The sequence below is a fragment of the Variovorax sp. GW821-FHT09D04 genome, from assembly GCF_059416405.1.
In genome coordinates this window covers 53,279-75,955 of sequence record NZ_JBWKPA010000009.1, presented here as the reverse complement: position 1 = coordinate 75,955, position 22,677 = coordinate 53,279, and the positions used below count along the sequence as shown (strand labels likewise).

Annotated in this window: 24 protein-coding genes; 10 read left to right on the top strand and 14 right to left on the bottom strand. The window is 66.4% G+C overall.

Going from position 1 to position 22,677, the window contains the following annotated elements; translation table 11 throughout:
• Positions 1-82 precede the first annotated feature (82 nt).
• The 5 genes from surE to rlmD all read left to right on the top strand — a co-directional run bounded on the left by surE (position 83) and on the right by rlmD (position 5,127).
• Entirely contained in the window at positions 83-841 is a 759-nt protein-coding gene (gene surE, locus AC07O4_RS24305) for a 5'/3'-nucleotidase SurE (RefSeq protein WP_062479041.1), read from the top strand.
• Between the two features lie 4 nt (positions 842-845).
• Complete coding sequence (locus AC07O4_RS24300) at positions 846-1,622, top strand: protein-L-isoaspartate(D-aspartate) O-methyltransferase (RefSeq protein WP_095950964.1); 777 nt, start codon at positions 846-848, stop codon at positions 1,620-1,622.
• An 11-nt stretch (positions 1,623-1,633) separates the two neighbouring features.
• On the top strand, positions 1,634-2,545 hold the full coding sequence (locus tag AC07O4_RS24295) for a peptidoglycan DD-metalloendopeptidase family protein (RefSeq protein ID WP_062479036.1): 912 nt from the start codon (positions 1,634-1,636) through the stop codon (positions 2,543-2,545).
• A 4-nt stretch (positions 2,546-2,549) separates the two neighbouring features.
• Positions 2,550-3,623, top strand: coding sequence for a sigma-70 family RNA polymerase sigma factor (locus AC07O4_RS24290; protein ID WP_495305877.1), 1,074 nt, complete (start codon positions 2,550-2,552; stop codon positions 3,621-3,623).
• 67 nt (positions 3,624-3,690) lie between these two features.
• Positions 3,691-5,127: a 23S rRNA (uracil(1939)-C(5))-methyltransferase RlmD gene (gene rlmD, locus AC07O4_RS24285; RefSeq protein WP_139706094.1), complete on the top strand. Its 1,437-nt coding sequence runs from the start codon at positions 3,691-3,693 to the stop codon at positions 5,125-5,127.
• Between the two features lie 46 nt (positions 5,128-5,173).
• Here rlmD and AC07O4_RS24280 read toward each other — a convergent pair whose 3' ends face one another.
• The gene (locus AC07O4_RS24280) at positions 5,174-5,875 is read right to left on the bottom strand and encodes a Bax inhibitor-1/YccA family protein (protein ID WP_062479032.1); all 702 of its coding nucleotides are present in this window, start codon (positions 5,873-5,875) and stop codon (positions 5,174-5,176) included.
• Positions 5,876-6,046: 171 nt separating this feature from the next.
• Between AC07O4_RS24280 and AC07O4_RS24275 the strand changes: the two genes are divergently transcribed.
• Complete coding sequence (locus AC07O4_RS24275) at positions 6,047-6,454, top strand: GlcG/HbpS family heme-binding protein (protein WP_056583078.1); 408 nt, start codon at positions 6,047-6,049, stop codon at positions 6,452-6,454.
• Positions 6,455-6,637: 183 nt separating this feature from the next.
• On the opposite strand, the gene hemP is transcribed toward AC07O4_RS24275, so the two are convergent.
• The 7 genes from hemP to AC07O4_RS24240 form a co-directional block, all read right to left on the bottom strand.
• Positions 6,638-6,850 carry a hemin uptake protein HemP gene (hemP, locus tag AC07O4_RS24270; protein ID WP_062479029.1) on the bottom strand — a complete coding sequence of 71 codons (213 nt, stop codon included), beginning with the start codon at positions 6,848-6,850 and terminating at the stop codon, positions 6,638-6,640.
• A gap of 105 nt (positions 6,851-6,955) precedes the next feature.
• Positions 6,956-7,369, bottom strand: coding sequence for an ExbD/TolR family protein (locus AC07O4_RS24265; RefSeq protein WP_062479026.1), 414 nt, complete (start codon positions 7,367-7,369; stop codon positions 6,956-6,958).
• An 8-nt stretch (positions 7,370-7,377) separates the two neighbouring features.
• Complete coding sequence (locus tag AC07O4_RS24260) at positions 7,378-8,094, bottom strand: MotA/TolQ/ExbB proton channel family protein (RefSeq protein WP_062479023.1); 717 nt, start codon at positions 8,092-8,094, stop codon at positions 7,378-7,380.
• A 22-nt stretch (positions 8,095-8,116) separates the two neighbouring features.
• Positions 8,117-8,806 carry an energy transducer TonB gene (locus AC07O4_RS24255; RefSeq protein WP_070059744.1) on the bottom strand — a complete coding sequence of 230 codons (690 nt, stop codon included), beginning with the start codon at positions 8,804-8,806 and terminating at the stop codon, positions 8,117-8,119.
• 104 nt (positions 8,807-8,910) lie between these two features.
• Positions 8,911-9,183, bottom strand: coding sequence for a (2Fe-2S)-binding protein (locus AC07O4_RS24250; protein ID WP_062473051.1), 273 nt, complete (start codon positions 9,181-9,183; stop codon positions 8,911-8,913).
• Between the two features lie 111 nt (positions 9,184-9,294).
• A complete protein-coding gene (locus tag AC07O4_RS24245) occupies positions 9,295-9,975 on the bottom strand; it encodes a Fe2+-dependent dioxygenase (protein WP_070059743.1) in 681 nt (226 codons plus the stop codon).
• Between the two features lie 103 nt (positions 9,976-10,078).
• Positions 10,079-12,460, bottom strand: coding sequence for a catecholate siderophore receptor Fiu (locus AC07O4_RS24240; RefSeq protein WP_307586075.1), 2,382 nt, complete (start codon positions 12,458-12,460; stop codon positions 10,079-10,081).
• Here AC07O4_RS24240 and AC07O4_RS24235 point away from each other — a divergent pair.
• Entirely contained in the window at positions 12,459-12,680 is a 222-nt protein-coding gene (locus AC07O4_RS24235) for a hypothetical protein (protein WP_307694215.1), read from the top strand. The two genes, AC07O4_RS24240 and AC07O4_RS24235, sit on opposite strands and share 2 nt — an antisense overlap.
• Positions 12,681-12,698: 18 nt before the next feature.
• On the opposite strand, the gene AC07O4_RS24230 is transcribed toward AC07O4_RS24235, so the two are convergent.
• The 6 genes from AC07O4_RS24230 to bfr form a co-directional block, all read right to left on the bottom strand.
• Positions 12,699-14,063, bottom strand: coding sequence for a sulfite reductase subunit alpha (locus AC07O4_RS24230; RefSeq protein ID WP_495305876.1), 1,365 nt, complete (start codon positions 14,061-14,063; stop codon positions 12,699-12,701).
• Complete coding sequence (locus AC07O4_RS24225) at positions 14,060-15,070, bottom strand: FAD:protein FMN transferase (RefSeq protein ID WP_495305875.1); 1,011 nt, start codon at positions 15,068-15,070, stop codon at positions 14,060-14,062. The genes AC07O4_RS24230 and AC07O4_RS24225 overlap by 4 nt, the downstream gene beginning before the upstream one ends.
• 14 nt (positions 15,071-15,084) lie before the next feature.
• The gene (locus AC07O4_RS24220; RefSeq protein ID WP_095950795.1) at positions 15,085-15,894 is read right to left on the bottom strand and encodes a DUF4198 domain-containing protein; all 810 of its coding nucleotides are present in this window, start codon (positions 15,892-15,894) and stop codon (positions 15,085-15,087) included.
• Between the two features lie 47 nt (positions 15,895-15,941).
• Entirely contained in the window at positions 15,942-16,442 is a 501-nt protein-coding gene (locus tag AC07O4_RS24215; RefSeq protein ID WP_174543631.1) for a DUF2271 domain-containing protein, read from the bottom strand.
• Between the two features lie 98 nt (positions 16,443-16,540).
• A complete protein-coding gene (locus AC07O4_RS24210; RefSeq protein ID WP_495305874.1) occupies positions 16,541-17,188 on the bottom strand; it encodes a PepSY-associated TM helix domain-containing protein in 648 nt (215 codons plus the stop codon).
• A gap of 131 nt (positions 17,189-17,319) precedes the next feature.
• The gene (bfr, locus tag AC07O4_RS24205) at positions 17,320-17,796 is read right to left on the bottom strand and encodes a bacterioferritin (protein ID WP_062473038.1); all 477 of its coding nucleotides are present in this window, start codon (positions 17,794-17,796) and stop codon (positions 17,320-17,322) included.
• A gap of 259 nt (positions 17,797-18,055) precedes the next feature.
• On the opposite strand from bfr, the gene ahpC reads away from it, so the two are divergent.
• The 3 genes from ahpC to AC07O4_RS24190 all read left to right on the top strand — a co-directional run bounded on the left by ahpC (position 18,056) and on the right by AC07O4_RS24190 (position 22,641).
• Positions 18,056-18,619 (top strand): alkyl hydroperoxide reductase subunit C, encoded by a 564-nt coding sequence (ahpC, locus tag AC07O4_RS24200; RefSeq protein WP_070059611.1) that lies wholly within the window; start codon positions 18,056-18,058, stop codon positions 18,617-18,619.
• A gap of 88 nt (positions 18,620-18,707) precedes the next feature.
• Positions 18,708-20,264: an alkyl hydroperoxide reductase subunit F gene (ahpF, locus tag AC07O4_RS24195; protein ID WP_062473035.1), complete on the top strand. Its 1,557-nt coding sequence runs from the start codon at positions 18,708-18,710 to the stop codon at positions 20,262-20,264.
• Between the two features lie 160 nt (positions 20,265-20,424).
• Positions 20,425-22,641 (top strand): TonB-dependent hemoglobin/transferrin/lactoferrin family receptor, encoded by a 2,217-nt coding sequence (locus AC07O4_RS24190; RefSeq protein WP_495305873.1) that lies wholly within the window; start codon positions 20,425-20,427, stop codon positions 22,639-22,641.
• Positions 22,642-22,677: the final 36 nt, after the last annotated feature.

Genomic DNA, 22,677 nt, shown 5'->3' with positions numbered 1-22,677 from the left:
CGATGATAGGCGGCGCTGTGGTGCGGCGTTGTCCCTGCTGCGACGCACCCCGCACCTACAATCCGCTGCACCCAGAAGCACCATGAAGATACTTATTTCCAATGACGATGGCTTTCAGGCGCCGGGCATCGTCGCGTTGCACGACGCACTCAAGGACATCGCCGACGTCGAGGTGGTGGCACCCGAGCACAACAACAGCGCCAAGTCGAACGCCCTCACGCTGGCCGCACCGCTGTATGTGCACAAGGCGCACAACGGTTTCCGCTACGTGACGGGCACGCCGGCCGATTGCGTGCACATCGCGCTCAAGGGCCTGCTCGACTACCGGCCCGACCTGGTGGTCTCGGGCATCAACAACGGCGCCAACATGGGCGACGACACCATCTATTCAGGCACCGTGGGCGCGGCGATGGAGGCCTACCTGTTCGGCATCCCGGCCATCGCCTTCTCGCAGATCGAAAAGGGCTGGGCGCACGTGGATGCGGCGGCCCAGGTGGCGCGACGGCTGGTGCAGCAGATCGAGCGCGAGAAGATGCTCGGTGGCCCCGCCTTCCTGCTCAACGTGAACGTGCCGAACCGCCCGTTCGACGAACTGAAACCGGTCAAGGTGTGCCGGCTCGGGCGCCGCCACGCGGCCGAAAAGGTGATCACGCAGGACAGCCCGCGCGGCGAAACCATGTACTGGATCGCCGGTGCAGGCAGCGCCAAGGACAGCGGGGAGGGCACCGACTTCCACGCGACCGCGGCCGGCCACATCGCGCTGACGCCCTTGCAGATCGACCTGACCGACCATGCCAACCTGGGCCAATGGCGCGAGACGGTTGCCCGTCTCGGCAATTGACGACATGGCGACCCCTCCGCGGCCCAGTTTCCCGGTTCGACTGACCCCCACCGCTTCGGCCGCCACGCGCGGGCGCATGCCCGCTGTGCCGGTCAAGCCGATGGTCCCGTCCACGCCCTCGATGGCTTCCGACGCCGTGCGGGCGCGCATGGTGCAAAAGCTCGCGGCGCAGGGCATCACCGATGCGCGCGTGCTTCGCGCCATGGGCACCGTCGAGCGGCATCGCTTCGTCGACAGCGCGCTGGTCAACCAGGCCTATGAAGACACCAGCCTGCCGATCGGGTTGGGGCAGACCATTTCCAAGCCCAATGTGGTGGCCCGCATGATCGAGCTGCTGCTGGGCGCGCCGGCGCTGGCCGGCAAGCCGCAGGAGCGGCTGGGCCGCGTGCTCGAGATCGGCACCGGCTGCGGCTACCAGGCCGCGGTGCTGAACGAGGTGGCGACCGAGGTCTACAGCATCGAACGCCTGCGCGGACTGCACGAGCGCGCGCGCACCAATCTGCGGCACTTCCGCCTGGCCACCGTCCACCTGATGTTGGGCGACGGCATGATCGGCTACGCGAAGGGCGCGCCGTACGCGGGCATCATCGCCGCGGCAGGCGGCGAGGCCGTACCCGAGGCCTGGATCGCGCAGCTCGCGGTGGGCGGGCGCATCGTCGCGCCGACCCATTCCGCCACGGGTGGACAGGCCCTCGTCGTGATCGACAAGACCCCCCGTGGGCTCGAGCGGCGCATTCTTGAGGCGGTTCACTTTGTCCCCCTAAAATCGGGCATCGCTTGAAGGAATAACAAATGCAGGGTTTTGGCAATCGGAGTTTGTTCGCAGGCATCACGTTGGCTGTTGTGCTCGTGATCGCGGGCTGCTCCGCACCGCGCGGTCCCGCACCGGTCGAAGACCGGGGCACCATGACGCGCGCACCCGGGGCAACGACGCCCGGCGGTCCTCCCATCACGACCGACGCGTCCGGCAAACCGCTCCCCGGTATCGAGAACTACGGCAAGCCCGGCTACTACGCCGTGCGCCCCGGTGACTCCATCCGCCGCATCGGCAGCGAAACGGGCCAGCGCTGGCAGGACATCGTGCGCTGGAACAACCTCGACAACCCCGACCTGATCGAAGTCGGCCAGGTGTTGCGCGTGATTCCACCGACCGGCGGGAGCACGGCGGTCGCCACCGCACCGTCCACCTCTGCGCCTGCTGCGGCCACCGAGGCGACGACCAAGCCTGTGGCTCCGCAGGCGTCCGTCACGCCGGCCGTGCCGGCCAGCGGCGCGAGCGGCACCACCAAGCCGCCTGTCACGGCCTCGCCTTCGGGCCCGAGCAGCTCGGGCGACGACGACCTGGGCTGGATCTGGCCTGCCAGCGGTTCGCTGATCGCCGGTTTCGACGAAGCCAAGAACAAGGGCTACGACATCAGCGGCAAGGCCGGCGACCCCGTGCTGGCCGCGGCCGATGGCCGTGTGGTCTACGCCGGTGCCGGCCTGCGCGGCTACGGCAACCTGATCATCCTGAAGCACAACAACACCTACCTCACGGCGTATGCGCACAACCAGACGCTGCTCGTGAAGGAAGACCAGTCGGTTCAGAAGGGCCAGAAGATCGCCGAAATGGGCAACAGCGACGCCGATCGCGTGAAGCTGCATTTCGAGATCCGCCGCCAGGGCAAGCCCGTCGACCCGTCGCGCTACCTGCCCAACCGGTGATGCCATGGCTGCCTCCCGCCCTCTTCGCACACTGCCCGTGCGTGGGCTGGCGGGGCAGGGCAGCCCTTCACCTCGAAGCAACGGTGGCCGCAATGGCCATCAGGACAGCAGCGACGAGCCGCTGAGCACGGACGCTCTTCCCGACGACCCCGCAGCGGATCCGTCGATTCCCTCCGCAGCATCGGCCCCGCCTCACGGCACCGCCGCCGAGGTCATGGGCGGCGAGGGCGCCGATGCCCTGACCATCTACCTGCGCCAGGTCCGGCGCACCGGGCTCTTCACTCCCGCCGAGGAATACACCACCGCCTGCGCCGCACGCGCCGGCGACTTCGCGGCGCGGCAATCGATGATCGAGCACAACCTGCGGCTCGTGGTCAACATCGCCAAGAACTACCTGGGGCGCGGCATGCCGCTGTCCGATCTCATCGAGGAAGGCAATCTCGGGCTGATGCATGCCATCACGAAGTTCGAGCCCGAACGCGGGTTTCGCTTCTCCACGTATGCGACCTGGTGGATCCGCCAGTCGGTCGAGCGCGCCGTCATCACGCAGTCGCGGGCGATCCGCCTGCCGGTGCATGTCGTGCGCGAACTGCAGCAGGTCCTGCGGGCGCGCCGCACGCTCGAGGGCGACGCGGAGTTCCTCGCGAGCCGGCCGGACGGCGTGCGCGTCGAGGACGTGGCCGCGCTGCTCGGTCGCGAGGTGCAGGCGGTGGCCGACCTGCTGGCGCTGGCCGAGGCGCCGCGTTCGCTCGATGCGGGCGACGCGCGCGGCGAAGAGGGCTTCACGCTGGCCGACACCGTGGCCTCCGACGACGAGCAGGGCAACCCTGCCGGCGTGACGCACACGCACGAGGTGGAGCGCCTGCTCGACCAGTGGGTGCAGGCCCTCAACGCGCGGGAGCGCGAGGTGCTCGAAGGCCGCTACGGCCTGCACGACCGGGAGCCCGAGACGCTCGAGGTGCTGAGCGTGCGGCTGGGCCTGACGCGCGAGCGCGTGCGGCAGATCCAGAACGAGGCCCTGGCCAAGATGCGCAAGCAGCTGGCGCGCTCCGGCGTCGGCCGCGACGCGCTGTTCTAGCGGTGTGAAGAAAAGAAGGTAACCCGTCGCGCCGGGACCACCCCGGCCACGCTGAGACAATCGGGGGATGACGGAATCCATCGAAGAAAAGAAAGTCCCCGCGAGCCCCGCCGATGAATGGCTCCAGGTCGAGTCGCTCGACCTGGACGCGCAAGGCGTCTCCCACAAGTCCGACGGCATGGTCGTGTTCATCGAAGGCGCATTGCCCTTCGAGGAGGTGCAGTTCAACGTCCATCGCCGCAAGAACAACTGGGAACAGGGCACGGTCACGCAGATCCGCCGCGAATCCTCGCAGCGCGTGCGCCCCGGCTGCCCGCACTTCGGCCTGCACACGGGCGCGTGCGGCGGCTGCAAGATGCAGCACCTGGACGCCGCCGCCCAGGTGGCGGTGAAGCAGCGTGCACTCGAAGACAACCTCTGGCACCTGGGCAAGGTCAAGCCCGAGAACCTGCTGCGCCCGCTCGAGGGCCCGGCCTGGCACTACCGCTACCGTGCGCGCCTGTCGGTGCGCCACGTGGTCAAGAAGGGCACGGTGCTGATCGGCTTCCACGAGCGCAAGAGCCGCTACCTGGCCGACATGCAGGTCTGCCCCGTGCTGCCCAAGCAAGTCAGCGCCATGCTGATGCCGCTGCGCGCGCTGATCGGTTCCATGGACGCGCGTGACACCTGCCCGCAGATCGAGCTGGCCTGCGGCGACGCGCCGGACTCGACCGCGCTGGGCACCATCGCCCTGGTGCTGCGGCACCTGGAGCCGCTGTCGGGCGCCGACATCGGGCGGCTCAAGGCGTTCGCGGCCGAGAACGAGGGCGTTCAATGGTGGCTGCAGGCCAAGGGCCCGGACACCGTGAAGCTGCTGGAAGAGGGCGGCACGCCGCTGGCCTACCGCCTGCCCGCGTTCGGCGTGACGATGCCGTTCAAGCCCACCGATTTCACCCAGGTCAACCCGCACATCAACCGTGCGCTGGTAGGCAAGGCGCTGCGCCTGCTCGACGTGCAGCCCGAGGAGCGCGTGATCGACTGGTTCTGCGGCTTGGGCAACTTCACGCTGCCGCTGGCGAGCCAGGCGCGCGAGGTGCTCGGCATCGAGGGCAGCGACACGCTGGTGGCACGCGCCACCGACAACTTCCAGAGAAACCAGCCTGCAACGCCCGAGCGGCGTGCGCTCTCGGCCACCCGGTTCGTGGCGCGCAACCTGTTCGACATGACGCCCGAGATGCTGGTGGCCGACGGCAGTGCCGACAAGTGGCTGGTCGATCCGCCGCGCGAAGGTGCCTTCGCGCTGGCCAAGGCCATGGCCGACCTGCATCAGCAGCCTGAATTGCGCACCGGTGGCTGGACGCCGCCCAAGCGCATCGTCTACGTGAGCTGCAACCCGTCGACGCTGGCGCGCGATGCCGGCCTGCTGGTGCACCAAGCGGGCTACCGCTGCACCTTCGCGGGGGTGGTGAACATGTTCCCGCACACGGCGCACGTCGAGTCGATCGCGGTCTTCGAGCTGGAATGAAAAAAGGCCCCACGGGGCCTTTTTTCTTGGGGTCGGAGCAAGCCGCTCAGTCGCGCTCGCCGCCGAAGATGCCCAGCAGGGCCAGCAGGCTCTGGAACACGTTGAACATGTCCAGGTACAGGGCCAGCGTGGCGCTGATGTAGTTGGTCTCGCCACCGTCCATGATCTGCTTCAGGTCATAGAGCATGTAGGCCGAGAAGATGCCGATGGCCGCCACCGAGATCACCAGCATGCCGGTGCTCGAGCCCACGAAGACGTTGATGACCGCGCCGAGCATCAGCACCAGGGCGCCGACGAACAGGAACTTGCCCATGCCCGACAGGTCGCGCTTGATGACCGTGGCCAGCGAGGCCATCACGAAGAACACGCCGGCGGTGCCGCCGAAGGCCGTCATGATCAGCTCGGGGCCGTTCTTGAAGCCCAGCACCATCGCGAGCAGGCGCGACAGCATCAGGCCCATGAAGAAGGTGAAGCCCAGCAGCACCGGCACGCCGGCGGCGGAGTTCTTGGTCTTCTCGATCGCGAACATGAAGCCGAAGGCGCCGCCGAGGAAGACGATCAGGCCGAGTCCGCCGGTGAGCGAGCGGGTGATGCCGGTGCTCACGCCGATCCAGGCGCCCAGCACGGTGGGCAGCAGGCTCAGCGCCAGCAGCCAGTAGGTATTGCGCAGCACGCGCTGGCGTTCGGCCTGCGGCAGTGTCTGGCCGTAGCCGGTGGAAGTGTCGAGGGTGGTCACACGGTCGTTCATGGCCGAAGCTCCTGAGGTTGCTGCATGCAATGACACGCAGTTGGGCGCATTCTAGGGGGCTGCAAGAGGGGGCCTTGCAAAGACCGTATGCCCGTTGTTCTTAAGCCCCCGCGGGACGCTGCGGCGCCCCGCCGTTATGCTGTCGGGTTTCGACGCAACCTGAGCCTATCCATGAAGACCAAATCATTCCTCGAACTCGCCGACGTCAAGGCCATCGCCGCTGCAGCGGAAGCCGAGGCCCTGAAGAACAACTGGGCCGTGACCATCGCCATCTCCGACGACGCCGGCAACCTGCTCTGGCTGCAGCGCCTGGACGGCGCCGCCGCGCTGTCCTCGCACATCGCTCCGGCCAAGGCACACACCGCCGCCATGGGCCGTCGCGAGAGCAAGGTCTATGAAGATATCATCAACGGCGGCCGCACCGCGTTCCTGACGGCGCCCCTGGTGGAAGGCCTGCTCGAAGGCGGCGTGCCGATCGTCAAGGACGGCCACGTCATCGGCGCCGTGGGCGTGAGCGGCGTGAAGTCGAACGAAGACGCGCAGATCGCCAAGGCCGGCATCGCCGCGCTCGGCCTGTAAGCCTTTTCATTCGCCCAAAGCAAAACGCCGACCAGATGGTCGGCGTTTTCTTTTTCGGGGCTTCAGCGTGAAAAAAAGCTTGGCTAGTCGGCGAACCGTTGGCTAGCAAAAAACGACCCTTCGGAGATGAATCTCCTCGAGTCGCCCCACGATGAAACTTGCGCGAGGGGCGGGCTGAACGACCTACTTGGTCAGGATCAGCTTGCCGAGTTTGGTGGCTTGAAGCCGGTAGAGCGAGCCGTTGTGCATGATGCCCACGGTCTTGCTTCCTTTCAGAAGCTCCGTGCTTTCGACCATCGGCGCCGGACGCGCTGCCTGGATCGATGCATGACCGCCACCCGATTGGTCGAGCGAAGGGTGGTTCAGGACAGAAAAGGCATTCGGGGTGGCTGGCATCTGGAGTTCCCTTTTATGGAAGCGATGAGTGAATGATAATGATTCTCAATATAAAGTCAATCGTCGCGATCAACTTTTTTTCGATCCGTCATTCACCCGTTCAGATCACTTCGTGTCGGGCTCGGTGATGAAGCCGATCTTGCGCACGCCGGCTTCGCGCGCCTCGGCCATGGCCTTGGCCACGCGCTCGTAGCGCACGGCCTTGTCGCCGCGGATGTGCAGCTCGGGCTGCGGTTCCTTGGCGGCTTCGGCGGCCAAGCGGTTCGGCAGCTCGCTGTCGTCGATCTTCTGTTCGTTCCAGTAGTAGGCGCCGTCGGCCGTGACGCTGAACAGGATGTTCTGCGGCTTGGGCTGCTCGGGTTCGCTGCTGGCGCGGGGCAGGTCGATGTTGACCGCGTGCTTCATGACCGGCACGGTGATGATGAAGATGATCAGGAGCACCAGCATGACGTCGACCAGCGGCGTCATGTTGATCTCGTTCATCACCTCATCGGGTTCGTCTTGAGTTCCGAAAGCCATGATGCTGCTCAGCCCTTCTTGAGCGGAACCACGACGGCTTCGCCGCTGCCGCTTTGCACGCGGGCGCCGGTCACGAAGTAGGCGTGCAGGTCGTGGGCGAAGCTGTTGAGCTTGGTCAGCACGAACTTGTTGCCGCGCACCAGGGCGTTGTAGCCCAGCACGGCGGGAATGGCGACCGCCAGGCCCAGGGCCGTCATGATCAGCGCTTCGCCGATCGGGCCGGCCACCTTGTCGATGGTCGCCTGGCCGGCCGAGCCGATGCTCATCAGCGCGTGGTAGATGCCCCAGACCGTGCCGAACAGGCCGATGAACGGCGCCGTCGAACCCACCGAAGCGAGGATGGCCAGGCCGGTCTGCAGGCGCGCCGTGAAGGCGTCGATGCCGTTGCGCAGGGCGCGCGTGATCCAGTCGCTCACGTCGAGCGCGTCATGCAGGTGCGCCTTGGTGTTGCGGTGGTGGGCGGCGGCTTCGCGGCCTTCGAGCGCCAGGGCGCGGAAGGGGTTGCTGTCGTCGGTGCCCAGCTTGTTCAGGGCGGTGGCGAAGTCTTCGCTGTGCCAGAAGTCCTGCGAGTGCTTGGCCAGGCGCTTGTATTTGATGACGTCGAGCGCCTTCACGATGATCACGATCCACGATGCGAGGGACATGCCGATCAACAGAACCGCGACAGCCTTGGTGACGAAGTCGCCCTGATTCCAGACGTTCATCAAGCCAAATTGGGAATCCATACGAAGTTGCTCCAGAGAAAAATTAGTTCAGGACGTAGTTGACGGGGGCGTCGTAAGACATGGCCTGCACCACGCCGTTGACCTTGCCGGGCACGAACCGGCATTTCATGATGTATTCGACGGCGGCCTCGTCGAGGCGGTCGAAGCCGCTGGACTTCTTGACCTCCGCACTCTTGGGCAGGCCGTCGGCGCCCACGAGCACGCGCACGATCACCTTGCCCTGCTCGCCGAGCCGCTTGCTCATGGCGGGATAGACCGCCTTCGGGTTCTGCAGGTAGTCGGCATTGCTCGACGGCAGTTGCACAGCGGGCGGCGCTGGGGGCGACGGCGGCGGTGCGGGAGGGGCCGGCGGCGCGGGCGGTGCCGGGGGCGCGGGTGGAGGCGGCGGCTCGGTGGTGCCCGAGGTCGCGTTCGGCGCGGGCGTCGGCTTGGGTTCGCGGATGGCCTGCGGACGCGGCGGCGGCGGCGCCTTGCTCACCTTGGGTTGCGGCGGCGGAGGAGGCGGGGGCGGCGGATCGGCCTTGGGTTTCGGCGGTTCGACGAACTGGCTCAGGATCTCGACGGGAATCACCACTTCGGCGGCCCGACGCAGCAGGCCGCTTTGCAGCGCCCACAGCGCGGCGCCGTGAAACAGGATCACGCCGCCGGCAATGACGACAGTGCGCGACAGGCCAAGAAAGGAGGGAGGGGGGGCAAAGCGGTCAGACACGATCAACCATTCGAATGCGGGCACTACAAATCGTGCCCCGATTGCAGCAAAACCGCTACAGAGACGCTACTTGCGAAAAATCCACCAGACAGAGCCGGCGACGAGGATCAGGCTGCCGCCGAGAGCCGAGACGAGTTCCATGCTTTGCTTTCCTTGATGGAGTTGGCAAGCTGGATCGCTCTCGGCGCCGATTCGCAGTTCAGGGCGGCGACCGGGTGAGAGACACTGCACTGCGCCACGATGTCGCGGGCACAACCTTCACACTGGCCACACTGGGTGGCCACGCCGAGTTCGAACTGGACTTCGTCGAAAGTCATGCCCGCGCGCACATGACGTGCGATTTCACGGTCAGAGACTCGGCGGCAGACGCAAACGATCATGGCGGTGAAAGCGGCAGTTGGCTGGCTGTTGGATGTGACTCATTATAAATAAGAATCCATCGCATTTGCAATCACTATGACTGACATGCAGTCGGAGTTTGCAAGCCGGTGTTACACCTCGGCCCAGAGCCGCAAGAGGTTGTGATAGTGGCCGGTGAGCGCCACGGTTTCCTCGCATTCGCCCAGGCGGGCGCGCAGTTTCTGGATGGTCTGGTCGAGTTCGAACAGCATGCCGCGCTGGGCGTCGCTGCGCACCATGCTCTGTAGCCAGAAGAAGGAGCACACCCGCGCCCCGCGCGTGACCGGGTGCACGCGATGCAGGCTGCTCGCCGGATAAAGGATGAGGTCGCCGGCCGGCAGCTTGACCTCGTGGGAGCCGTAGGTGTCGATCACTTCCAGCTCGCCGCCGTCGTAATCCTCCGGATCACTCAAGAAGAGGGTGCACGACAGGTCGGTGCGCAGCTGCTGGCTGCTGCCCGGCACCGCGCGCACCGAGCCGTCGACATGCACGCCGTAGTGCTCGCCACCCTCGTAACGGTTGAACAGCGGCGGCACGAAACGCGCGGGCAGCGCCGCCGAGAAGAACAGCGCGTGGCGCGAGAGCGCCGCCAGGATGGTCGCGCCGAGTTCGCGCGAGACCGGCGAAGACTCCGGCAACTGGCGGTTGCGCTTCACCTGCGCGCCTTGGTCTCCCACGGTTTCGCGGCCGTCGACCCAATGGGTGGCATCGAGCGCGGCGCGCATCTCGCGCACCTGGTCCGGGCTCAGCACGTCGGGCACATGCAGCATCATTTCGGTGAACTCCACAAGAAAAAAGCCCCGGCGCAGGCCGGGGCTCGAGTGTCGCACCGCGCCTGCCGCAAGGGCCGGCACAGAGGCGACGCGGTCGTCGGGATCAGAACGCGAAGTTCGCGGTGATCTTGGCCGAGCGAGGGATGCCCGGCGTGTAGCGGTAGCCGCTCTTGTTGATGGCAGCCGCGTACTGCTTGTCGAACACATTGGCGATGTTCAGCTGGATGTCGACGTTCTTGTTGATGCGGTACGACGCCATGGCATCGAACACCCAGTAGGAGTCGATGTACGCCGGTGTGCCCACCGCGCCGTCGGTGCCGCGGTGCAGCTTGCCGTTGTAGCGCGCGCCGCCGCCGACCGTCAGGCCGAACGGGAACTGGTAGGTGGTCCAGGCCGTGAAGGAGTTCTTCGGCGTGTAGGTCAGCACGTTGGTGCCGTCGGCGGTGACGTTGGGGCCGCTTTGCACTTTGGTGTCCATCGTCGTGAAGCCGGCGCTCATGCCCCAGCGTTCCGTGATGGTGCCCGCCACGCCCAGCTCGATGCCCTGCACGCGCTTCTTGCCGCTCTGGTAGTACAGCGCGGTGTTGGTCGGGTCCTGCACGACTTCGTTGGTCACGTCGGTGCGATAGACCGCGCCGGTCAGAGACAGCTTGTCGTCCAGCACGTCCCACTTCGTGCCCACTTCGAAGGTCTTGGCCTTTTGCGGCAGGAAGTCGGTGCGCGCCGCGCTGTTGCCCGTGCCGGCGGCCGACAGCGAGAAGTTCGCGCCGCCCGGGGGCTGGGCCGAGGTGCCGTAGGCCGCGTAGATGCTGCCGTTCTTCGCGGGCTTGTAGACCACGCCGATCTTGCCGGTGAACAGGTTGTCGGAGAGCTTGAGCGACGAGGGCACCAGCGTGCCGACCGGCAGGCCGGGGTTGGTCGTTGCGGTCGACAGCGTCGCGCTCTGGAACGAGGTGCTGTAGTGGTCGAAGCGCAAGCCGCCGGTGATCTGCCATTGCTCGTTGAGCTTGACGGTGTCGAAGGCGTACAGGCCGACCGTGTTGGTCACGCCCTTGCTGTCGGCGCCGCTGAGCATGCGGTTGTAGCCGTTCACGTAGGGGTTCGGCGCGTACAGGTTGGCCACGGGCCAGGCGCCGTTCTGCACGACCTTGCCGTTGAACGTGGCGCCGGGGCTGAAGTAGCCCAGGCTCGACTGCTCTTCACGGATCAGCTCGACGCCCGCGCTGAGCGAGTGGCTCAGGCTGCCGGTGTTGAACTTGGCGGTCACGTTCGTCTGGTTGACGAAGATCGTGTTTTCCTGGTTCTTGTTGGTCGGCAGGTTGCGCGTGGTTGTCCAGGTCGACGGCAGGCCCGGGATCGGCGTGCTGAGGAACGCGGTGTTGCCCGAGGGCGGCGGGTTGCCGTTGGTGCCCAGGCCGCCGAGCATGAACGCCGTCAGCATGTAGTCCTGCTTCGTCTTGCCGTAACGGGTCGTGTTGCGCAGCGTGATGTCGGGCGTGAAGTCGTGCTCCACGCGCGCGGTGAACATGTCGGCCGTCACCTTGTTGAAGTCGTAGGCGGTGCCGTAGAAGTTCTTCGGATCGACCGGTGCCGCGTAGTTCAGGAAGCTGCGGCGACGTGCACCCAGGGCAACCGGATCGGGGTTCGAATAGCTGGGCAGGCCGATGGTCGGCACGCCGCCATCGGGCACGTTGTCCTGGTCGACGTGCAGATAGTCGAAGTAAAAGCGCGTGGGCGAATTCAGGCCGAGTGCGATCGAAGGTGCAATGGCCGTGCGCTTGTTCTTGACGAAGTCGCGGCCGGGCACGCCCGAGTCTTCCATCGCCGCATTCAGGCGGAAGGCGGCGCCGATGCCATTGGCGCTGCTGAGCGACTTGTTCCAGTCGATGCTGCCGCGCTTGTAGTCGGCGCTGCCGAAACCGAGCGAGCCCAGGAAGCTGTCTTCGAGCTTCGGCTTCTTGGTGACGAGGTTGATGTAGCCGGTGGGCGAGGTGCGGCCCACGTCGGTGCCCGACGGGCCCTTCACGACTTCGACCTGCTCGATGTTGAACATGTCGCGCGAGACCGAGCCCAGGTCGCGGATGCCGTCCACGAAGATGCTGCTGGAGCTGTCGAAGCCGCGCATGAACACGGCGTCGCCGGTGTTCGTGTTGCCGTTCTCGCCCAGGAAGAAGGTGCCGACGCCGGCGGTGTTGCGCAGCGCTTCGGTGAGCGTGGTCGCGCCCTGCTCGCGAATGATCTGTTCCTTGATCACCTGGATGGTCTGCGGCGTGTTCACCAGCGGGGCCGTGAACTTCGGGTTGGCCGAGGTGTCGGTCTTGTAGTCGGCGGCGCTCGAATCCTGCACGCGGACTTCAGGCAGTGCCCGCCCGGTCTGGGCAAAGGCGGCGGGGGCTGCGATGGCCAGCAGCGTGGCTGCGGCGGCACCCGAAAGGTGAGGAACGGCGCGTGCGACGGCGTGTTTGCGGCTCTTGATATAGGCCATGTTGTTTTCTCCAGAAAGGGCGGGCGGGCAGAGCTCGACTGGCTGGGTCCGGGCGACGCACTCTCGGGGAGAAAAAGGGCGGCAAGACTGGCTGGGTGAGCTGATTTGCGAAGGGTTTTTGCAAATCGATGCAAATGATATTGCTTCTCAATACCAAGGTGCTCAACTGGCCGCTTTTAACCAGAAAGTTTCGCCCGCTCCGTTGCCGGCGCGCAACTGACGAGGCTGCGCGGGCCGTTCAGTAGACGTCGCGGCGGTAGCGTCCGCTGGCCGACAGCTCGGCCCAGAGGTCGTCGCCGGCGATCTGCCGCAGCGCCGCGTCGACGCCCGATGCCATGCCCTGGAGGCTGCCGCAGACATAGACGGCGGCGCCATCGCGCAGCCAGGCTTGCAGCGTGTCGGCCATCTGCAGCAGGCGGTGCTGCACGTAGAAGCGCTCGGCCTGGTCGCGCGAGAACACCATGTCGAGCCGCGCGAGCGTGCCGTCGGCCTGCCAGGCTTCGATTTCTTCGCGGCAGAGGAAGTCGTGGGCGGACTGGCGCTCGCCGAACACCAGCCAGTTGTCTTTTCGGCCAGCGGCGGCGCGTGCGCGCAGGTGAGCGCGCAGGCCGGCCAGTCCGGTGCCGTTGCCGATCAGGATCAGCGGACGGTTCTCGTTGCCCTCGAGCCGGAAGCCGCGGTGCGGCCGCAGGCGCAGCGCGACGGAGTCGCCGACCGAAAGCGTCGAGGTGAGCAGGCCCGACGCGGCGCCCATCGAGCCGTCGGGATGCTGTTCTTGCCGCACGAGCAGTTGCAGTTCGCCATCGGCGGGCAGGGAGGCGATCGAGTAGTCGCGTGGCCGCGCCGGATCGCTCGCGACGGCGACCTGCACCAGGTCGCCCGACGCCCAGTGCGGCAGGGCGCCGGCTTGCGGCGTGAGGCCGAGGTGGAAGACCGGGCCGCCCGTGCTGCCGGCGTTGAGCAGTTCGCGCCGCGTGAGCTTCCAGGGCGCAAAGCTCGCCGGGGCGTCGTCGCCGCCCTCTGGCGCATCGCCCCAGCGGGCGTGCCAATCGGCGAGCGCGGCGGGATCGCTGTTGTCGACCTCGATGGGATCGAAGTCGCGCACGGCGCCGGCCGTGTGGAGCCACGCGTCGAGTGCGCGGCCGAAGCCGCAGAAGTGGGCGTACTGGCGGTCGCCGAGCGCCAGCACGGCGTAGCGCAGCGACGGCAACGCGAGCGGCGCGCCCATCACGCGTTCGGCGAACACGCTGGCGCCGTCGGGCGCATCGCCTTCGCCGTAGGTGCTGGCCACGAAGAGGGCGCGGCGGGCCGAGGCCAGCGTGGCGCTGTCGAGGGCGTTGAGGGCCATCACGCGCACGGCCGTGCCGGCCGCGCGCAGCCGTCGCGCGGTCTGCCACGCGATGGTTTCCGCCTGGCCGGTCTGGCTGGCGAACAGCACGAGGGTGGGCGACGCCTGCGCGCCGTCACCGGCCGACAGGGCCGCGGCTTCGCGTGCGGCCGTGGCCTGCAGCCGTCGCTGGCGTGCGTAGATGCCCAGGCACAGCGCGGCATAGGCCGTGACCGTCGCGCTGGCGCCCAGCGCACGCCACAGGGTCTCGGTCATGCGCCCGCCTGCGCCTGCCACGCGGGCGTGGCGCGCTCGGAGATCGATCCGTCGTCGGCACGGGCGATGAACAGGGCCGCGATGTCGCGCTGCTGCGCGAAGGTCAGCCCCTCGTCGGGGCCGAGCACGGTCAGCACGGTGGCGAGCGCATCCGCCTGCATGCACTGCGGATGCAGCACCGTGACGCTGGCCAGCGCATGCGCCACCGGCTCGCCGTCGCGCGGATCGATGGTGTGCGACCAGCTGCGGCCTTCGATGGCGCGCCGATGCCAGCGGTCGCCCGAGGTGGCCACGGCCATGTCGGCCAGCGCAATGCGTTGCGGGGTCGGCATCTCGGTGTCGACCTGCACCTGCCACGGCGCGCCGCCGGGTCGTCGGCCGATGCCGCGCAGCTCGCCGCCGATTTCGAACAGCAGGTCGGTGAGGCCGAGCGCGCGCAGCGCGTCGACGCCGTGGTCCACCGCGAAGCCCTTGGCGATGCCCGACAGGTCGAGCTGCACGCCGCCGGGTTGCAGGAGCGTGTGGTTGGGCGCATCGAAGGTCAGCCGTTGCCAGCCGACGTTCGAGTGGATCGCGGCCAGCGCGTCGGGCGAGGGCAGGGCGTTGTCCTGTGATGCTGCGGGGCCGAAGCCCCAGCGCGCCACCAGCGCACCGACCGTCGGATCGATCGCGCCGCCGCTGGCCTGCGCCCACGCGAGGGCGCACCGCATCACCTGTGCGAATTCGGCTGGCAGCGCATGGCGCGAGCCGGCGGGCGCGGCGTTGAAGCGGCTGATGAGGGAGTCGGGCTCCCAGTGGCTCATCTGGTCGATCACGCGCGCGAGCGCGGCCTCGACCGCCTCGCGCACCTGTGCGAGCGGCAGCATCCGCGGGTTGTCGAAGCGCAGTGACCAGGTCGTGCCCATCGTCTGCCCGCCGAGCTGCTGGAGGCTGGCTGGATCGGCGGGGCGGGGAACGGCCGCGTTGGCGTAGCCGCCCGCGCGCCAGGTGCTGAAGGAAAGGCCCAAGGAAAAACGCAGGGTCAGGGCATCACTTCCAAGGTGGCCGCGTAGCTCAGGCGGCGTTCCTTGGCTTGCGGCACGGTGGTCTTGCTGTCCTTGGTGCTGGCGTCGAGCCAGTACATGCCGGCGGCCGGCCAGGTCACGCTGAACTGGCCCTTGTCGTCGGTCTTGAGCTTGAGCTCGTCGAGCTTGTCGCGGTACTGGGTGTTGCCGGCGGTCACCGTCACTTCGAGGTCCTTGGCGGGCTTGCCGTCCAGGTGCAGCGTGAAGGTGGCCTTCTCGCCCTTGGCCAGGTCGGTCGGGCTGCCGGCGGCGATCAGCTCCAGGCCCTGGCCGATAGGCTTGAGCGCCGAGGGCTTGCCGACGGTCACGAAGGTCTCGATGCGGCCGGCCGACTGGGTGATGGTCACGTCCTGCGCGTCGGCCGGGATTTCCTTGGCGATGGTTTCGGCCGTGCCGCGGGCGCGCTTGTTCTGGCCCGTGGCCTTGTCCTTCCAGGCGGCGAACGCGCCGTTGTTGACCACCGCGATGCGGTAGGTGCCCGGCTGCGCGACGTTCACGTCGAACACGTTGCGCAGCTTGAGCTTGGCTTCGGATTCCGGTTTGACCGTGCTGCCGTCGGGCGCGGTGATCTGCAGGCCGTCCAGGCGCAGCGGCGCGTGGTTGGCAACGAACAGGTCGTTCGACACGGCGGCGTCGACGCTCACGGTGTCGGCCTTCGACAGCACGGTGGTCGAGGGCAGCAGCCAGGCGTTGTGCGCCTGGGTCACGGAAGCAACGGCCGAAAGGGCGAGGGCGAGGCCGGCGGCGCGCAGGGTGAAGCGGGTCATGGTGGTCCTTGGAATGAGTGGGCGGGCGGTGTGGGTGACGGCGGCGTTCAGGGCTTGAGTTCGAGCTTGATTTCGCCGAGCTCTTCCTTGCCGGCCGCGACCGGTTGCGCGGCCGCGGTGGGCGGCCACTGGAACGGGATGGTCACGACCTCGCGGCCGCCGACTTCACGGGCGGCTTCCACCACCAGCTTGTAGGCGCCGGGCGCGAGCTTGGGCATGGCACCCGAGCCCTCGGTGAAGCTCAGCTGGTGCTTGCCCGCGGGCTTGGAGGCGCCGGTGACGCCATCGACCGGCACCGCCAGTTCACGGCCGCCGCGGCGCCACCACTGGCGCATGTCCTTGAGCCACTTGGTGCCTTCGCCCTCGGGGTTGTTAGTCTTGGTGCGCACGTCGTACCAGACGGCCAGCGTGCCGGCCATCGTGCTGTCGGCGCGTTCGATCCAGGTCGCCACGTAGGGGCGGTGGTACTCCGACACGTTGAGCCGGGGAATCTCGATGTTGACCGACAGGCCAGCGGCGATGGCCGGGGCCGCGAACAACGCCGACATGGCGATCGGTGCGAGCGAGTAGCGAAGGTGCACGGGAAAACCTCTTTCTTCCTGAATCAGCAAAGACAACGCACCGGCCGATCCGTCGATCGGATCGGTCAGTGAATGAACAGCAACGCGAGCAGCACCGGCACCACCAGCCCCATGCCCACCATGGGCCAGGTGAAGGGGCGGTTGCCTGCGTGCATCTTGAGAATGAACAGCCCGGTGACCGAGAAGACCAGCGTGGCGGCTGCGAAGATGTCGATGAACCAGCTCCAGGCCGTGCCGGTGTTGCGGCCCTTGTGCAGGTCGTTGAAATAGGAGAGCCAGCCGCGGTCGGTGCGCTCGTATTCGACCTCGCCCTCGGGCAGGCTCAGGCGCAGCCAGGCGTCGCCGCCGGGGCGGGGGAGCGGGAGGTAGATTTCGTCGTCGGACCACTCGGCTTCGCGGCCGGCGGTGTCGATGTCCCATTGCTTGCGCAGCCAGGCCTGCAGTTCGGCGGGCAGCGGGGCCTTCCCTTGCTGAGCCTTGGCGGCCGGCAGCTGCTGTTCGAGGCGGGCGCGCAAGGCGTCGTCGACCGTGCCGTGGTGCGTGGTGACCACCGGCTTGGCCTCGATCTGGCCCGCGTGGTTGAGCGTGAAGCCCGTGACGCTGAACAGGATCATCCCGACGAGACAGATGGCGGAACTGACCCAATGCCACTCGTGGAGGGTCTTGAGCCAATAGGCGCGGCGGCGGTTGTCGGAACGGGCGGGGGCAGTCATCGAAAGCGCGAATTGTAGTCGCGCGAATGAGAATGACTGCTATTCAGTGGCTATGAAGTTAAGTAAAGAGCAATAAAAAACGGGGCCGAAGCCCCGTTTGTTTGCAATGCCGTGGCGGTGTTGCGTTGTGCTTACTCGAGCTCGCCCACTTGCAACTGCAGGTAGTTCTGCAGGCCGACGCGGTCGATCAGGTCGATCTGCGTCTCCAGGAAGTCGATGTGCTCCTCGGTGTCGTCCAGGATCTCTTGCAGCAGGTCGCGCGAGACATAGTCGCGCACCGATTCGCAATGCGCGATGCCGTCCTTGATGGTCGCCTGCGCGCCGGTTTCGGCGCCGAGGTCGCAGCGCAGCAGCTCGGGCACGTCTTCGCCGATGTTCAGCTTGCCCAGGTCCTGCAGGTTGGGCAGGCCGTCGAGCATGAAGATGCGGTCCATGAGCTTGTCGGCGTGCTTCATCTCGCCGATGGATTCCTCGTATTCCTTCTTTGCCAGCTTGTCCAGGCCCCAGTGCTTGAGCATGCGGTAGTGGAGGAAGTACTGGTTGATCGCGGTCAGCTCGTTCTTGAGCTGCGCCTGCAGGTGTTCGATGACTTTGGGGTCGCCCTTCATGATTATTTTCCTTGTTCTGAAAGCGGTGATTGTCGGAGGGGCGAACACACGCTTGCAAGCAAACCCATGCTGCGCCGGTCTGCATGCGTGTGATGGTGATACACGTTCGTATTGACCTGGCGCAAGGCGATGCGCGAGGCGATGGCAAACATAGCGGGTTCCAATACTTTCAATAGTTGATATCTATCAAAAACGATATATTGGTAGTTATACTCATGGCTCACGCTTATTTTTCCAACCGCAGCATCCAAGGAATCACATGTCCCTGATCAACACCGCAGTCCAACCCTTCAAGACCCAGGCTTACCTCAACGGCAAGTTCATCGATGTGTCCGACGAGACGCTCAAGGGCAAGTGGTCTGTGCTGATCTTCATGCCGGCGGCCTTCACCTTCAACTGCCCGACCGAAGTCGAAGACGCGGCCGACCACTACCCCGAGTTCCAGAAGCTGGGTGCCGAGGTCTACATCGTGACCACCGACACGCACTTCTCGCACAAGGTCTGGCACGACACGTCGCCGGCCGTCGGCAAGGCCAAGTTCCCCCTGGTGGGCGACCCGACCCACACGCTGACCAACGCGTTCGGCGTGCACATCCCCGAAGAAGGCCTGGCACTGCGCGGCACTTTCGTGATCAACCCCGACGGTGTCATCAAGACCGCCGAAGTGCACTCCAACGAAATCGCCCGCGACGTCAAGGAAACCCTGCGCAAGCTCAAGGCAGCGGTCTACACCGCCGAGCACCCGAACGAAGTCTGCCCGGCCAAGTGGAATGACGGCGACAAGACCATCGCTCCGTCGTTCGACCTCGTCGGCAAGATCTAAGCGCCCCGCGCAAAGCCCGGGCGCTCACGAGGCCCCGGGTTTTTTTGTCCCCAGTTGATAGTTTCCAGTTATCGAAAGAGAGTCCGCCATGCTTGACGCCAGCACCAAAGCCCAATTGAAGAGTTACCTCGAACGCGCCACGCAGCCGATCGAGATCGTTGCCTCGCTCGACGACAGCAAGGCTTCGGGCGAAATGCTGTCGCTGCTGAAGGACGTTGCCGAAGTCTCGCCGCTGGTCACGCTGACCGAAAGCCGCGACGACAACCACCGCAAGCCCTCGTTCTCGGTCAACCGCCCGAGCGAAAACCACGGCCCGCGCTTTGCCGGCCTGCCGATGGGCCATGAATTCACGTCGCTGATCCTTGCGCTGCTGCAGATCGGCGGCTACCCCCCGAAGGTCGAGCAGGCCGTGCTCGACCAGATCAAGGCGCTCGACGGCGATTTCGAGTTCGAGATCTACGTCTCGCTCACCTGCCACAACTGCCCCGACGTGGTCCAGGCGCTGAACCTGATGGCCATCCAGAACCCGCGCATCCGCACCACGATGATCGAGGGCGGCACTTTCCAGGACGAAGTCAAGGAACGCCAGATCATGGCCGTGCCGACCGTGTTCCTGAACGGCACCGAGTTCGGCCAGGGCCGCATGAGCCTGGAAGAAATCCTCGCCAAGATCGACACCAGCGGCGTCGAGCGCGAAGCTGCCAAGATCGCCGCCAAGGATGCGTTCGACGTGCTGATCGTCGGCGGTGGCCCCGCCGGTGCCGCTGCCGCGGTGTACGCCGCACGCAAGGGCATCCGCACGGGCGTTGCCTCGGAGCGCTTCGGCGGCCAGGTGCTCGACACGCTGGGCATCGAGAACTTCATCTCGATCAAGGAAACCGAAGGACCGAAGTTCGCCCATGCCCTCGAAGAGCATGTGCGCGACTACGACGTCGACATCATGAACCTGCAGCGCGCCAAGGCGCTGGTGCCCGGCAAGGACCTGATCGAGGTGCAGCTCGAAAGCGGCGCCTCGCTCAAGAGCAAGACCGTCATCATTTCGACCGGTGCCCGCTGGCGCAACATCAACGTGCCGGGCGAGCACGAGTTCAAGAACAAGGGCGTGGCCTACTGCCCGCACTGCGACGGCCCGCTGTTCAAGGGCAAGCGCGTGGCGGTGATCGGCGGCGGCAACTCGGGTGTCGAGGCCGCTATCGACCTGGCCGGCATCGTCGGCCACGTGACGCTGATCGAGTTCGACACGCAACTGCGCGCCGACGCCGTGCTGCAGCGCAAGCTCAAGAGCCTGAAGAACGTCGACATCTTCACCAACGCGCAGACCACCGAGATCACCGGCGACCAGAAGGTCAACGGGCTGGTCTACAAGGACCGCGCATCGGGCGAGCTGAAGAAGGTCGAGCTCGAAGGCGTGTTCATTCAGATCGGCCTGGTGCCCAACACCGACTGGCTCAAGGGCACGGTCGAGCTGACGAAGCACGGCGAGATCGTTGTCGACGCGCGCGGCCAGACCTCGGTGCCCGGCGTGTTCGCGGCGGGTGACGTCACCACGGTGCCGTTCAAGCAGATCATCATCGCGGCCGGCGACGGCGCGAAGGCGGCGCTCGGCGCGTTCGACCACCTGATCCGCACGACGGCCCCTGCGTGAGTAAGTCTTAAGTGCCTGAAGTTGTGAAGATGAGAATTATTCTCATAAAATAAAAACACGGGCACACCGCTGCCCCTCATTGCCAGCCAGGTCACTCGCGCAACCCTTTGCGCCTCAAGGTCCAGCAAGCAGTTCTTCAACTGTTTTCTGGACCTTTTTCGTGACCGCTCATTTCCCTCGACCGTCTTCCCATCGACCCGCGCTGCTGCCCTGGCTGATCGCCTCTGCCTTCGGCATGGCCGCCGCGCCCGCGTGGTCCCAGCAACTCGCGGCGCTCGGCGAAGTGGTGGTGAGCGGATCGCGCTCGGAGCAGGCCAAGGACGACCTGCCGCTGAGCATCGAGGTCATCAACCGCCAGGACATCGAGAGCAAGCAGATCCACGACATCCGCGATGCCGTGCGCGACCTGCCCAACGTGTCGGTCAAGCGTTCGCCCGCGCGCTTCGGGTTGGCGCAGGGCAACACCGGGCGCGACAGCAACGCGGGCTTCAACATCCGCGGCCTGGACGGCAACCGCGTGCTGCTGCTGACCGACGGCATCCGCACGCCACGCAGCTACGTGTTCAGCGCCAATGCGTTCGGCCGCGACTACTTCGACATCAGCCTGGTCGAGCGCATCGAGATCATCAAGGGCCCGGCCTCGGCGCTGTACGGCTCGGACGGCCTGGCCGGGCTGGTCAACTTCATCACCCGCGAGCCCTCGTCCTTCCTGCGCGAGGGCAAGACCTTCGGCGGCAGCGCGAACATCGGCTACAGCGGTGAAGACAACGGCGTGCGCGGCGGCGTCACGCTCGCGGGCAAGGCGAACGACGTGCTCGAGTGGCTCGTGTCCGCCAACCTGGGGCACGCCAGCGAACTCGAGAACCGGGGCTCGCTCAACGTGCCCAACCTCGACCGCACCGCGCCCAATCCGCAGCGCGACCAGACCCGTTCGCTGCTGGCCAAGGCCATCCTCACGCCCAACGCCGACCAGCGCCACGCCTTCACCTTCGAGCACGTCGAGAAGCGCAGCCGCTACAACCTGCTGTCGGGCGTGGCCAAGCCGCCGTATGCATCCACCTCGGTGATCGGCCTCAATGCCAAGACCGACCTCGACCGTGACCGCCTGACCTACGAAGGCCGGCTGCGCCTGAACAGCGTCGTGGCCGACAACCTGCTCGCCGTCGTGAGCTACCAGAAGGCCGGCTCGCGCGAGTACATCTACGAAGACCGCTTCACCGCGGCCGACCGCACGCGCGACGTCACCTACGACGAGAACACCTGGCAGTTCGGCCTGCAGGCCGACAAGACGATCCGCATGGGCAGCTGGGCGCAGAAGATCACCTACGGCCTGGACTACACGCGCACCAACGTCGAGAACCTGCAGACCGGCCTCGTGCCGCCGGCCGGCGAGAGCTACCCGCTCAAGCGCTTTCCCGACACGCGCGAAACCTCGACGGCTTTCTACGTACAGGACGAGTTCATCCACGACCGCTGGAGCATCACGCCCGGCATCCGCTTCGACCGCTTCTCGCTCGATGCGAAGCAGGCGGGCTTCAACGCGCAGGCCGTGTCGCTGTCGGGCTCGGCCGTGTCGCCCAAGCTGGGCGTGCTGTTCCGCGCCACGCCGCAGTTCAGCGTGTATGGCAACTACGCCTCGGGTTTCAAGGCGCCCAACGCGTTCCAGGTGAACAACTTCTTCGAGAACGTGATCTCGGGCTACAAGACGATCCCGAACCCGAACCTCAAGCCCGAGAAGAGCCAGAACATCGAGCTGGGCGTGCGCGGGCGCACCGGCCTCCTGAGCTTCGACGTGGCCGCCTTCACCGGCGACTACAAGGACCTCATCGAGAACGACAAGCTCGTGGGTGGGCGCGGCATTCCGCGCATCGACCCGCTGATCTACCAGACCGTCAACGTCGGGCGCGCGCGCATCAGCGGCTTCGAGATCAAGGGCGAGCTCGACTTCACCGAGAACGGCAACGGCTTCTCCGTGCCCTTCGCCTACGGCCGCACGCAGGGCCGCGACCGCACCAACAACCGGCCGCTCAACTCGATCGATCCGCAGAAGTTCAGCGCCGGACTCAAGTACCAGGCGCCGGCCTGGAGCGTGCGCCTCGATGCGGTTCATCATGGCGCCAAGGAGTGGGAAGACGTCGATCGCAGCGAAGTGACCACGGGCCTGCAGTTCCGCACGCCGGCGGCCACCACGCTGGACATCAGCGCGCAGTGGCGCATCCGCAAGGACCTGCGCCTGAACGCGTCGGTGACCAACCTCACCAACAAGCGCTACTGGATGTGGAGCGATGTGCGCGGCGTGACGACCACCTCGGCCATCCGCGACGCCTACACCCAGCCGGGCCGCAGCTTCAACGTCTCGCTCGTGGCGGACTTCTGAGCCGCACCGCCACTTCTCTCCAAATAAAGGACACCC